General features: G+C 37.7%; 16 protein-coding genes. 14 read left to right on the forward strand and 2 right to left on the reverse strand.

Translation table 11 applies throughout. The features are described from left to right. Positions 1-17: 17 nt before the first annotated feature. From rpsK to Q3V31_RS28485, 12 genes are all read left to right on the forward strand, one after another. Positions 18-407, forward strand: a complete 390-nt coding sequence (gene rpsK / locus Q3V31_RS28430) for a 30S ribosomal protein S11 (RefSeq protein WP_000101797.1) — start codon at positions 18-20, stop codon at positions 405-407. Positions 408-587: 180 nt separating this feature from the next. Further along, the gene (locus tag Q3V31_RS28435) at positions 588-1532 is read left to right on the forward strand and encodes a DNA-directed RNA polymerase subunit alpha (protein WP_000569644.1); all 945 of its coding nucleotides are present in this window, start codon (positions 588-590) and stop codon (positions 1530-1532) included. A gap of 35 nt (positions 1533-1567) precedes the next feature. After that, positions 1568-1930, forward strand: coding sequence for a 50S ribosomal protein L17 (rplQ, locus tag Q3V31_RS28440; protein ID WP_000331490.1), 363 nt, complete (start codon positions 1568-1570; stop codon positions 1928-1930). Between the two features lie 105 nt (positions 1931-2035). Further along, positions 2036-2878, forward strand: coding sequence for an energy-coupling factor ABC transporter ATP-binding protein (locus tag Q3V31_RS28445; RefSeq protein ID WP_329767566.1), 843 nt, complete (start codon positions 2036-2038; stop codon positions 2876-2878). Further along, positions 2854-3735 carry an energy-coupling factor ABC transporter ATP-binding protein gene (locus Q3V31_RS28450; protein ID WP_000406526.1) on the forward strand — a complete coding sequence of 294 codons (882 nt, stop codon included), beginning with the start codon at positions 2854-2856 and terminating at the stop codon, positions 3733-3735. Before Q3V31_RS28445 ends, Q3V31_RS28450 begins: the two co-directional genes overlap by 25 nt. Further along, a complete protein-coding gene (locus tag Q3V31_RS28455) occupies positions 3723-4517 on the forward strand; it encodes an energy-coupling factor transporter transmembrane component T family protein (RefSeq protein ID WP_001186537.1) in 795 nt (264 codons plus the stop codon). Before Q3V31_RS28450 ends, Q3V31_RS28455 begins: the two co-directional genes overlap by 13 nt. 14 nt (positions 4518-4531) lie before the next feature. Beyond that, positions 4532-5275 (forward strand): tRNA pseudouridine(38-40) synthase TruA, encoded by a 744-nt coding sequence (gene truA, locus Q3V31_RS28460; protein ID WP_002094769.1) that lies wholly within the window; start codon positions 4532-4534, stop codon positions 5273-5275. Positions 5276-5427: 152 nt separating this feature from the next. After that, complete coding sequence (gene rplM / locus Q3V31_RS28465; RefSeq protein WP_001260795.1) at positions 5428-5865, forward strand: 50S ribosomal protein L13; 438 nt, start codon at positions 5428-5430, stop codon at positions 5863-5865. A gap of 21 nt (positions 5866-5886) precedes the next feature. Then, the gene (gene rpsI / locus Q3V31_RS28470) at positions 5887-6279 is read left to right on the forward strand and encodes a 30S ribosomal protein S9 (RefSeq protein ID WP_000079986.1); all 393 of its coding nucleotides are present in this window, start codon (positions 5887-5889) and stop codon (positions 6277-6279) included. Positions 6280-6441: 162 nt separating this feature from the next. Beyond that, positions 6442-6870 (forward strand): YbaK family protein, encoded by a 429-nt coding sequence (locus Q3V31_RS28475; RefSeq protein WP_001101006.1) that lies wholly within the window; start codon positions 6442-6444, stop codon positions 6868-6870. Positions 6871-6936: 66 nt separating this feature from the next. Further along, a complete protein-coding gene (gene cwlD, locus Q3V31_RS28480; RefSeq protein WP_000822448.1) occupies positions 6937-7650 on the forward strand; it encodes an N-acetylmuramoyl-L-alanine amidase CwlD in 714 nt (237 codons plus the stop codon). Between the two features lie 143 nt (positions 7651-7793). Next, positions 7794-8861, forward strand: a complete 1068-nt coding sequence (locus tag Q3V31_RS28485) for an Mrp/NBP35 family ATP-binding protein (protein ID WP_000256622.1) — start codon at positions 7794-7796, stop codon at positions 8859-8861. Positions 8862-8913: 52 nt separating this feature from the next. On the opposite strand, the gene gerD is transcribed toward Q3V31_RS28485, so the two are convergent. Continuing rightward, a complete protein-coding gene (gerD, locus tag Q3V31_RS28490; protein ID WP_000826157.1) occupies positions 8914-9528 on the reverse strand; it encodes a spore germination protein GerD in 615 nt (204 codons plus the stop codon). Positions 9529-9667: 139 nt separating this feature from the next. Between gerD and kbaA the strand changes: the two genes are divergently transcribed. Beyond that, positions 9668-10279, forward strand: coding sequence for a KinB signaling pathway activation protein KbaA (gene kbaA / locus Q3V31_RS28495; RefSeq protein ID WP_001088505.1), 612 nt, complete (start codon positions 9668-9670; stop codon positions 10277-10279). Between the two features lie 126 nt (positions 10280-10405). On the opposite strand, the gene pdaB is transcribed toward kbaA, so the two are convergent. Further along, positions 10406-11170: a polysaccharide deacetylase family sporulation protein PdaB gene (gene pdaB, locus Q3V31_RS28500; protein WP_000464714.1), complete on the reverse strand. Its 765-nt coding sequence runs from the start codon at positions 11168-11170 to the stop codon at positions 10406-10408. A gap of 193 nt (positions 11171-11363) precedes the next feature. On the opposite strand from pdaB, the gene Q3V31_RS28505 reads away from it, so the two are divergent. Then, the gene (locus Q3V31_RS28505; protein WP_033656695.1) at positions 11364-11582 is read left to right on the forward strand and encodes a hypothetical protein; all 219 of its coding nucleotides are present in this window, start codon (positions 11364-11366) and stop codon (positions 11580-11582) included. Positions 11583-11854 lie beyond the last annotated feature (272 nt).

The following is an 11854-nucleotide window of genomic DNA, read 5'->3' on the forward strand; positions in this document are numbered from 1 at the left end:
AGGAGGTTGAACTAACAATGGCACGTAAAACAAACACTCGTAAAAAACGTGTGAAAAAGAATATTGAAGCTGGTATAGCTCATATTCGTTCTACTTTCAACAACACAATCGTAACACTTACAGATACTCATGGTAACGCACTTTCTTGGTCTAGTGCTGGTGCACTTGGTTTCCGTGGATCTCGTAAGTCTACTCCATTCGCTGCGCAAATGGCTGCTGAAGCTGCTGCTAAAGTTGCAATGGAGCACGGTTTAAAAACTTTAGAGGTTACTGTTAAAGGTCCTGGTGCTGGTCGTGAAGCTGCAATTCGTGCTCTTCAAGCTGCAGGTCTAGAAGTAACAGCAATTAGAGATGTTACTCCAGTTCCTCATAATGGATGTCGTCCACCAAAACGTCGTCGTGTGTAATTTTTCTGTATAGAATTTTCCCTTTTGTCTATAATGGATATGATGCATTATCGAGAAATTTCGTACAGAAACATCGCTTGTTGTGCACAATCGGGAACTGCCTAAGGGGGACTTTCGGTTAGACAGGGGGTATCCCTTTGTTTAACCGGGGTTTCGACGTTTTGAAGGAGGGTTTAGTTAATGATTGAAATCGAAAAGCCGAAAATCGAAACGGTTGAACTTAACGAAGATGCTAAATATGGTAAATTCGTAATTGAACCGCTTGAGCGTGGATATGGTACTACTTTGGGTAACTCCCTACGTCGTATTCTTTTATCCTCACTCCCTGGTGCCGCTGTTACCGCTATCCAAATCGATGGCGTATTGCATGAATTTTCAACAGTTGAGGGCGTAGTAGAAGACGTTACGACGATCATCTTAAACTTGAAAAAGTTAGCTCTTAAAATCTACTCTGAAGAAGAGAAGACGTTGGAAATTGATGTACAGGGCGAAGGTATTGTCACAGCTGCTGATATTACTCATGATAGTGATGTAGAAATCTTAAATCCAGATTTACACATTGCAACGTTAGCAAAAAATGCGCATTTCCGCATGCGTTTAACTGCAAAGCGTGGCCGTGGGTATACGCCAGCTGATGCAAATAAAAGCGAAGATCAACCAATAGGAGTAATTCCTATTGATTCTATTTATACTCCAGTATCACGTGTAACTTACCAAGTGGAAAAGACACGTGTCGGACAAGTGGCTAATTATGATAAGCTTACGCTTGATGTATGGACGGATGGAAGCATCGGGCCAAAAGAAGCTATCTCTTTAGGTGCCAAAATCTTAACTGAGCATTTAAATATCTTTGTTGGTTTAACTGATGAAGCACAAAATGCTGAGATTATGGTCGAGAAGGAAGAAGATCAAAAAGAGAAAGTTCTTGAGATGACTATCGAAGAACTAGATCTTTCTGTTCGTTCTTATAATTGCCTAAAACGTGCAGGAATTAATACTGTACAAGAGCTTGCGAACAAAACAGAAGAAGATATGATGAAAGTTCGTAACTTAGGACGTAAATCCTTAGAAGAAGTTAAACATAAACTTGAGGAATTAGGTTTAGGTTTACGTAAAGACGACTGAGGATTTAAACCCATCAACAAAGGAGGGAACTACGAATGGCATACAGAAAATTAGGCCGTACAAGTGCGCAACGTAAAGCTATGTTACGTGATTTAGCTACTGATTTAATTATCAACGAGCGCATCCAAACGACAGAAACTCGTGCAAAAGAACTTCGTTCTGTAGTGGAAAAAATGATCACTTTAGGTAAACGCGGAGATCTTCATGCTCGTCGTCAAGCAGCAGCTTTCATTCGCAATGAAGTTGCTAACGCTGAGACTGGTCAAGATGCACTTCAAAAATTATTCGCTGATGTAGCTCCACGCTATGCTGAGCGCCAAGGCGGATACACTCGTATTGCAAAAATTGGTCCACGTCGCGGAGACGCAGCACCAATGGTAATTATCGAGTTAGTATAATGATGATTAAAAGGGCAGGACAGTTCTTTTCAAGTAACTGGTCATGGCCCTTTTTTTTTAAATATAAAAAATAGGCTAACTTGGCGAAGGAAAGGGTGCCTTGTATTGAAAAAAGAGAAACTTCGGACAGAAAATATATCATTTCAATATCCTGGGGCAGCCTCTTATGCATTAAAAGATGTTTCATTTTCCTTATATGAAGGAGAATGGGTATCTGTTATTGGACAAAATGGTTCAGGTAAATCTACACTTGCAAAATTATTGAATGGTTTGTTTTTACCGGAATCAGGAAGCATTACTGTAAATGATACAGTGGTTTTATCAGAGGAAACGGTATGGGATGTTCGAAAAAAAATTGGGATGGTATTTCAAAATCCTGATAATCAATTTGTGGGAACGACAGTACAAGATGACGTTGTATTTGGTCTAGAAAATATCGGAATGCCAAGGGAGCAGATGATAGAAAGACTAGAACAAGCCCTGCAACTGGTCCGTATGGAAGATTTTCTTAATGATGAACCCCATTCGTTATCTGGCGGACAAAAACAGCGAGTCGCAATAGCAGGTGTTTTAGCACTTCAGCCATCTATTTTAATATTAGATGAAGCAACTTCAATGTTAGACCCTCAGGGGAGACTTGAAGTAGTAGAAACGGTTAGACAACTTGTTAATCAAAAGGGTATTACGGTGTTATCGATTACGCATGATTTAGAAGAAGCGGCACAGTCAGACCGTATTATTATTTTGAACAAGGGAGAAATATTAGAGGAAGGTACTCCAGGGCAAATTTTCAAATCCTCTCATATGCTTCAAGAGATTGGATTAGATGTACCTTTTTCGGTTAAAATAGCAGAATTATTAAAAAGAAATGAAATTCACTTGCAAAATACGCATCTTACAATGGAAAGCTTGGTGAACGAACTTTGGAGATTACATTCCAAAAAGTAGAACATCGTTATCAATATAAAACTCCATTTGAAAGACGCGCACTTTATGATGTAGACGTGTCGTTTCCAAGTGGGGGCTATTATGCCATTATTGGTCATACTGGTTCAGGAAAGTCGACGATGATTCAACATTTAAATGGTTTATTACAGCCGACAAATGGTACGGTTCAAATTGGTGAACATTTAATTTCAGCAGGGAAGAAAGAAAAGAAACTGAAGCCACTACGAAAAAAAGTAGGGGTTGTCTTTCAGTTCCCAGAACATCAGCTATTTGAAGAGACAGTTGAGAAGGATATTTGTTTTGGGCCTACTAATTTTGGTGTATCTGAAGAAGAGGCAAAACAAAAGGCGAAAGATGCAATCCAGCTTGTTGGATTGGACATAGAGTTATTAGCACGTTCTCCGTTTGAGTTAAGCGGTGGGCAAATGAGGCGCGTTGCAATAGCAGGCGTACTTGCGATGGAACCCGAAGTGCTTGTATTAGATGAACCTACAGCAGGGCTTGATCCTAAAGGACAGCACGAGCTCATGGAGATGTTTTACAAGCTTCATAAGGAACAGGGGCTTACAGTCATTCTTGTCACCCACAATATGGAGGATGCTGCTAAGTATGCAGATCAAATTGTGGTCATGCATAAAGGAACGGTCTTTTTGCAAGGAAGAGCAGAGGAAGTATTTTCACATGCAGATGAATTAGAGAGAATTGGTGTGGATCTTCCGATGTCTTTAAAGTATAAACGTGCAATTGAAGAAAAGTTTGGTATTTCAATTTCGAAGGCTACCTTATCTTTAGAGGATCTTACTCATGAAGTTGTACAGGTGTTACGAAAAGGTGGTCATGAATCATGCAGCAGTTGATTATTGGGAGATACATTCCAGGTCAGTCAGTCATTCATAAACTTGATCCTCGTACGAAGCTGTTGATTGTCTTTTTATATGTATTTGTTGTTTTTTTAGCAAATAATGCGATTTCATATGGATTTTTATTTTTGTATGCACTCATTGCTTTATTTTTTGCAAAAGTGCCGATTCGTTATGTACTTTCGGGCTTAAAACCAATTCTATGGATTTTTCTTTTTACATTTTTCCTGCATATTTTTACAAATAAAGAAGGGGAAGTACTATTCCAGCTTGGTTGGTTTTCGATACATGAAAAAGGATTAGAGCAAGGGATATACATTTCTATACGATTCTTTGTTATTATTTTAATGACGACATTATTAACGTTAACGACGACACCTATTGAAATTACAGATGGGTTGGAGACGTTATTAAAGCCGTTGAAGCGTATAAAAGTTCCTGTTCATGAAATCGCATTAATGATGTCAATTTCACTACGTTTTATCCCGACATTAATGGATGAAACGAGTAAAATTATGAAAGCACAAGCGTCACGTGGCATTGATTTCGCCGGGGGACCGATAAAAGATAGGATGAAAGCTATTATTTCACTACTCGTTCCGCTATTTATTAGTGCTTTTAAGCGTGCAGAGGACTTAGCGATTGCGATGGAAGCTCGTGGATATCAAAGTGGCGAAGGGCGCACTAAATTTAGGCAACTACGCTGGAAAACAAGTGATACAGTAACGATTATAAGCTTACTTTGTTTAGCTTGTATTTTGGCATGGGTGCGATCGTAATGGAGAATAAAGAAATGGATAGAATAAAATGTACGGTTGCATATGATGGCATGCATTTTTGTGGTTATCAAATTCAGCCGCAGCATCGTACTGTTCAACAAGAGATAGAGAAAGCATTGCAGAAATTGCATAAAGGAGAACTTGTTCGTGTTCAAGCATCGGGCAGGACAGATTCTACCGTTCATGCAAAAGGACAAGTGATACACTTTGATACCCCTTTGTCTCTTGCAGAGTGGCAATGGAGTAATGCTTTAAACACAATGTTGCCAGATGATATTGTTATCAGACAGGTAGAGAAAAAAACAGAAGAATTTCATGCGCGTTACGGTGTCGAGAAAAAAGAATATCGTTATCGTGTATTATTATCAAAGACTGCGGATGTATTCCGTAGAAATTACGTATATCAATATCCATATCCACTTGAAATAAACTCTATAAGAAAAGCGATTCCTTATTTTATTGGAACGCATGATTTCACTTCTTTTTGTTCGGCAAAAACTGACAAAAAAGATAAAGTGCGAACAATTTATGAAATTGAGTTAATCGAGCAAGACGATGAATTAATTTTTCGTTTTGTAGGTAATGGATTTTTATATAATATGGTCAGAATTATTGTTGGTACGTTACTTAACGTAGGGCAAGGAAAGCTTGATCCTGATAGCATTCCAGAGATTTTAGCGAAACAAAATCGCCAGTTTGCTGGAAAGATGGCTCCAGGTCATGGACTTTACTTATGGCAGGTAAACTATAACAACTAATCCTGGTGTAACATTTGCTTGACATTAGAAACTCAAAAGTATATCATAACATATGGTATTGTTTCTAAAACCACGATTAGCCCCGGAAGGAAATCGTGTTTAAGATAAACAATAGATTTTTTCTATGGAAAAGATAACGAGGAGGGAAACACATGCGTACGACTTTTATGGCAAAAGCTAACGAAGTTGAGCGTAAATGGTATGTGGTTGATGCTGAAGGTCAAACTTTAGGTCGCCTATCTACGGAAGTAGCATCCATTTTACGTGGTAAAAACAAACCTACATTTACACCACACGTTGACACGGGTGATCATGTAATTATTATTAACGCTGAGAAAATTCATTTAACAGGTAATAAATTAAACGATAAAATTTACTACCGTCACACTAACCACCCAGGTGGACTTAAGCAAAGAACAGCTCTAGAAATGCGTACAAACTACCCTGTACAAATGTTAGAGCTTGCAATTAAAGGGATGCTTCCAAAAGGACGTTTAGGACGTCAAGTATCTAAGAAATTAAACGTGTATGCTGGAGCAGAGCATCCACACCAAGCACAAAAACCAGAAGTTTACGAACTTCGCGGATAATCAATTAAAGGAGGGCTTACTTTGGCACAGGTTCAATACTATGGCACTGGACGTCGTAAGAGTTCAGTAGCGCGCGTGCGCCTAGTTCCAGGCGAAGGACGCGTTATCATTAACGGTCGTGATTTTGAAAACTATATCCCATTTGCTGCATTACGTGAAGTAGTGAAACAACCTCTAGTTGCAACAGAAACTTTAGGTAACTACGATGTACTTGTAAACGTAAATGGTGGTGGATACACTGGTCAAGCTGGTGCTATTCGTCACGGTATTTCTCGCGCTTTATTAAAAGCTGATCCAGAATACCGTCTAACACTAAAACGTGCAGGTCTATTAACTCGTGACGCACGTATGAAAGAGCGTAAAAAATACGGTCTTAAAGGCGCACGTCGTGCACCTCAGTTCTCAAAACGTTAATTTTTGCGAACTACAAACCCCAACCATTTTGGTTGGGGTTTTTTTATGTTTAATTCCTCTTTTACAATTTTTTTGGCTTGGAATATTTTAGTGCTACGGCCTCGCGTATGCTTCTTCTTTAGAAGTTTAGACTAATACGTATTAGGGAGGTTTATAAGTACTATGAATGTCATTGTCAGCTTACAAGAAAAACAAAAAGAAAAGCAGTTGAAATACGAGCGGAAGATGCTGCGAGAATTATCATTAAAAACATTGCGCTCAAATATTCGTGATGCCTTTCAGATGCAAGAACTTCATCGTCAGTATGAAGATTATTGTATTGAACTAGGGATAGAATCTTATTTATTAGGAGCGAGATACAGTAAATTTGGTTATTATGGTGAATCATTCTTTGATGTGAAATATAGAGCCTTAGAAGAAGAGCAACAATTAACTGAAACATTATTTCAATTTTTAACAAGTATGACTATGCGTGAAATTAAATTGCAAGACGAGGAATTACTTTTTGAATCTTGCCAGCAGTTTATCGGCCTGTGGTGGCAGGAAGGGTATGAAAAAGGTGAACGAAGGTATCGATTAAAGCTACACTAAGACAAGCATAAACTTTCCTCTTGTCCCATATAAGTAATTAGAGGGACTAGCTGGAGGAGGAAAGGTATGAAGAGAATTCGAATTATCTCTTTTGCGCTCGCTGCGGTTGTTTTGTTTTTTTTGGTCAAACAAGAATTTCAAATTACAAAATCGTGGCGAGCTTGGAATTTACCCTTATCAGGGAAAGTAATCGTACTAGACGCTGGGCATGGTGGTCCAGACGGAGGGGCTGTTGGTGGAAAGGATATTGTAGAAAAAGATATTACGCTCGAGATTACAAAAAAAGTACAAGATTATTTACAAGAACAAGGTGCATTAGTTATTTTAACTCGTGAAGGAGATTATGATTTAGCCAACAAAGATACAAAGTCATATAGTAGACGTAAAGCAGAGGATTTAAAAAGACGTGTAGAGATTATTAATAAGCCTGATGTAGACTTTTTTGCAAGCATTCATTTAAACGCTCTAACTAGCAGTGGATCTAAAGGCGCACAAACGTTCTACTACCGTTCTTTAATTGAAAATGAACGGGCTGCGAAATTTATACAGGCTGAATTGAGAACGAGCTTAGAAAATACGAATCGTTCTGCTAAAACAATTCCTCACGTGTACTTATTGAAGTATGCTAAAAAACCGGGTGCTTTAATTGAGGCCGGCTTTTTGTCGAATGTGAATGAAAGGTATATGCTAAATTCGGAGAAGTACCAGCAAAAAGTAGCAGCTGCAATATATCGTGGTATATTACGTTACTTCACAGAAAAAGGAAATCCTCCGGAATAAGGAGGATTTTTCGAGTTTCTCTCGTTAACGAAGTTTTCCGAAAATATGTTATACTGGAAATGTAAACGCATTTATTTCAAAAATAAAGAGAGATAAATTTAATTAACATTACGTTATTTTTCATACAGGGGGCTGGGCTAATTATGGTAACAAAAGAGCAGGTAGTGGAAGCGTTGGAAGGGATTGTAGATCCATTTTTACATAAGACGTTAAAAGAAACAAATGCAATTAAAGAGGTAACAGTCAAGCCGGAGAAGGAACATGTAAGTGTTAAAATTGCAATTGTAAAAACAGGTACAGCGGAACAAATGCAGTTGCAGTCTGGAATTGTAAAGTTAGTAAAAGAACTTGGGGCAACAACAGTTGGACTTCGTTTTGCAGAATTTACAGAAGAGGAATTAGCTCAGTTTGCACCACCGCAAGAGGAAGAGAAAAGTGAATCTTTATTATCGCCGAACTCAAATACTACATTTTTAGCAGTGGCAAGTGGAAAAGGTGGAGTAGGGAAATCGACTGTTTCCGTTAACCTTGCAATTGCTTTAGCTCGTCTAGGAAAAAAGGTCGGTATCATTGATGCGGATATTTACGGTTTTAGTGTACCTGATATGATGGGCATCGAAAAACGCCCAATCGTAAGAGGGGATAAGATAATACCAGTGGAGCGTCTAGGTGTGAAAGTAATCTCAATGGGATTCTTTGTAGAAGATAACGCACCCGTTATTTGGAGAGGACCGATGCTTGGGAAAATGTTAAATCACTTTTTCACAGAAGTAGAGTGGGGTGATTTAGATTACTTAGTATTGGATTTACCACCAGGTACGGGTGATGTTGCTCTAGATCTGCATTCGATGTTGCCGGCTTGCAAAGAGATTATTGTAACAACGCCGCATCCAACAGCTGCATTTGTAGCAGCGCGTGCTGGAGCTATGGCTTTACGTACAGAACATAGTATTCTTGGTGTTGTTGAAAATATGGCGTATTTTGAAAGTAAAGCAACTGGTGAAAAAGAGTATGTGTTTGGAAGAGGTGGAGGAGATAAATTAGCTACGGAACTCCAAACAGATGTGCTTGGCCGAATTCCACTTCAACAACCGGATTGGAATAAAGAGGACTTTGCGCCGTCAGTATATGAAGATACACATACAACTGGTCTTATTTATCGTTCGATAGCTGAGACAGTTATTGATAAGACAGCTGTTACACAAAAGTAAAGTAGTAACGAGTGGGCAATATATCATTGTCCACTCGTTACTATAATTTTTATTATTGTTCTTTGTTCCCATCTTGAGAACCACCTTCACCGCCTGCACCTTTTTTATCAGACCCACCTTTTTCAGCTTTTTGTACACCTTTACTAATGATGTCAATCATCTTAGCCTGGAAGAGTGGACTTTCGGCAGTTTCGGTTAGTACTTGTTGTAAATATTGACGATACTCTTTACTCTTCATTGTTTGTAACATAATTTTTTCTACTTCAGGATTTTTCATAATCTCTATAACACCTGATTGGTATTCAGGGTCTTTTAGTAAAGTTTTCATTAAGTTTGTTTGTTCTTTTCCCATACTTTTAGCAAATTTTGATGAGAACTCAGGGTCTTTAAAGAGCTTTTCCCAGAATTGTTGCCCTTTTTCAGATACCATCGCATCTTCGATCGTTTTCTTTACTACTGTTTCATCTAGTATGAGTGCTTGTTTCATTTTTTCATCAGTTAATACATCTTGGATCGCTTTTTTTCCTTGGTCTGTTTTTAAAATATCAACAATCATTTTTTTTGTTTGATCATAATCAAGTTCGGATTTTGCTTCTTTTTCTTGTGCACATGCCACTAGTGCGATAAATAGAAAAGAAGAAATCAAAACGAGCAGCAGCCGTTTCATAAATTGGAGCTCCTTTCAGCACAGTTCTCTTTTTTTAATATAAATCTCTTTAAGGAATTTATACATTAACATGGCTAGCTTTTTGAAATTGTCATTGATACAATTTAATTAGAAATATAAGAATAATGGGGGATGTGTTGTGAATAGCCGCAAGTGGGTACGACTATTTTTTACGACGTTATTTCTAGGTGGGATTAGCACAGTCATTATTGGATTTGTTTTAGAGTGGGACAAGTACGCTAAATTTTTTCAAAATTTCGACGGAAAAGAGATTTTAGCAATTTCTTTTTGGTTGATGGGCGTAGGATTTATTTTTAGTGTTATAAGTCAAATGGGTTTTTTTGCGTATTTAACAATCCATCGTTTTGGATTAGGGATGTTTCGGTCATCGTCTTTATGGAATGCGGTGCAACTCTTCTTTATTGCGTTCGTATTGTTTGATTTCGTTTATTTAAGGTCAGTACTTATTGCGAATGGGGAAGTTTCATTAGGGAATAACATACTTGTTGCGGGGGTGTTATTCGTGTTTGGGGCAATTGTCGCATACATAAAGAGTAAAGAAACGAATAAAAAAGCATTTGTGCCGGCTCTGTTCTTTATGGTTGTTGTAACAATTCTTGAATGGGTACCGGCGCTCCGGATTAATGATACAGATTGGTTATATTTAATGGTGATACCACTCCTATTATGTAATGCATATCAGTTACTTGTATTGCATCGTTTAATTGGACAAAAGAGTAAGTCAGCTTAATGAGGAGAGAGTGGATGTGTAATTAGCCAGATTCTTATCATTTGTAAATCGCGGGATAAAAAAGCTCCGCTATCTTTCATTAAGATAGCGGAGCTTTTTATGTGTGAAGAATCGTGTAGAAAGGAACTACTTAATATCTTCGCTTTTCGTACTTGTGTTGGAAATAAGTTGTGATACAGATGTTTGTTCATATCCGTCGCTCTTTAGTTTTTGTAAGAGTAATGGTAAAGCCTTATTTGTTTGAAGAGCAGAATCAGAAGCATGTAATAAGACAATATCTCCACCCTTTAAATTGCTAGAGACTGTGGAAACGATTTTATTTACGCCGGGATTTTTCCAGTCATTTGAATTGTTACTCCAATGAACGATGGTGTATCCGAGTGATTCAGCTATTTTAAGGGTTGTTTTGTTAAAGTCGCCACTAGGTGGGCGTAATAGCTTGACTTGTTTTACGCCAAGTTTCGTAAAAACATCTTGCGCTCGCAAAAGATCTCTTCGTATTTCATTTGCTTCTAGTGAATTATAGGATGTGTAATTATAGCCCATACTACCAATCTCATGTCCATCTTTCATGATTCGTTCGACAATATCAGGGTGTCTTTCGGCCCATGCAGCAGAGAGAAAGAAGGTTGCATTCTTAATGTCTCTTTCTTTGAGTGTATTAAGGATTGGAATAGCTTTTTTATCTCCCCAACTAATGTCAAACGTGAATGCAACTTGTTTTTTTGCAGTGTCCCCTTTGTAAATCACTTTCGGGCCAGTAGCAGTTGAAAAAGCAGACTCATGTGAATATGTTTTTAAAAAGAGTAGCCATGCTGTAAATAAGGAAAGTACGATTATTAAGCTAATGTGTTTAAATGTTCTTTTACTCGTAATAAAAAAGAAAAACATAATATTACGCCCCTTTGTCCAATCCTTTTCAGTTACATATATGCTTTAAATTTAAAAAAGAGAACAAGGGATTAACATCGTTAGTGGTGGATATAATGAATGATAGAATTTTATTTTTTGATGATACATTATTGGTAATTGAAAATAAGTAGGGCGTTTATTGATGTGTGTAAGGAACTATTGGGGTGATAATTTGCTTGGGATTATGTTAACGAAGGAAGAGAGAAAAGAAATGGAATACATACTGAAGAGAGAGTTAGAGGAACTTTTATTTGATTTTGAAGATGAGCGTATACATAGCGTTGTGAAAAAAGCGATGGAAGAAAGATATAAAATCATTTTTTGTTTATTTCGGAGAGTTGCTAATAGGGAAGAATGTATTCGTTATGTAAGAAAAAGAATTTTTTATTAAAAAGTGTTGACGTTAAGAGTAAGTATATGATAAATTAATAACCGTCGCTGATGCGGAAACGCAGAAAACGACAAAAAAGAAATTAAAAAACTTAGTTGACATCGAAAAACGAAGATGTTAACATAAGGAAGTCGCAAATGAGCGACCAAGAAGTTCTTTGAAAACTGAACGAAACAAACAACGTGAACGTCAATTTTTATTTTTAGATGCTAGACAAACTAACTTTATTGGAGAGTTTGATCCTGGCTCAGGATGAACGCTGGCGGCGTGCC

Origin of the sequence: Bacillus nitratireducens, from assembly GCF_036320425.1 — a bacterium.
GTDB lineage: Bacteria > Bacillota > Bacilli > Bacillales > Bacillaceae_G > Bacillus_A > Bacillus_A nitratireducens.

Excerpts from the sequence above, each read along its gene's own strand:
- Q3V31_RS28455 (WP_001186537.1), top strand. The coding sequence starts at position 3,723 with ATGCAGCAGTTGATTATTGGGAGATACATTCCAGGTCAGTCAGTCATT.
- Q3V31_RS28435 (WP_000569644.1), top strand. The coding sequence starts at position 588 with ATGATTGAAATCGAAAAGCCGAAAATCGAAACGGTTGAACTTAACGAA.
- rpsK (WP_000101797.1), top strand. The coding sequence starts at position 18 with ATGGCACGTAAAACAAACACTCGTAAAAAACGTGTGAAAAAGAATATT.
- rplM (WP_001260795.1), top strand. The coding sequence starts at position 5,428 with ATGCGTACGACTTTTATGGCAAAAGCTAACGAAGTTGAGCGTAAATGG.
- rplQ (WP_000331490.1), top strand. The coding sequence starts at position 1,568 with ATGGCATACAGAAAATTAGGCCGTACAAGTGCGCAACGTAAAGCTATG.
- gerD (WP_000826157.1), bottom strand. The coding sequence starts at position 9,528 with ATGAAACGGCTGCTGCTCGTTTTGATTTCTTCTTTTCTATTTATCGCA.
- cwlD (WP_000822448.1), top strand. The coding sequence starts at position 6,937 with ATGAAGAGAATTCGAATTATCTCTTTTGCGCTCGCTGCGGTTGTTTTG.
- pdaB (WP_000464714.1), bottom strand. The coding sequence starts at position 11,170 with ATGTTTTTCTTTTTTATTACGAGTAAAAGAACATTTAAACACATTAGC.
- truA (WP_002094769.1), top strand. The coding sequence starts at position 4,532 with ATGGATAGAATAAAATGTACGGTTGCATATGATGGCATGCATTTTTGT.
- Q3V31_RS28475 (WP_001101006.1), top strand. The coding sequence starts at position 6,442 with ATGAATGTCATTGTCAGCTTACAAGAAAAACAAAAAGAAAAGCAGTTG.
- Q3V31_RS28485 (WP_000256622.1), top strand. The coding sequence starts at position 7,794 with ATGGTAACAAAAGAGCAGGTAGTGGAAGCGTTGGAAGGGATTGTAGAT.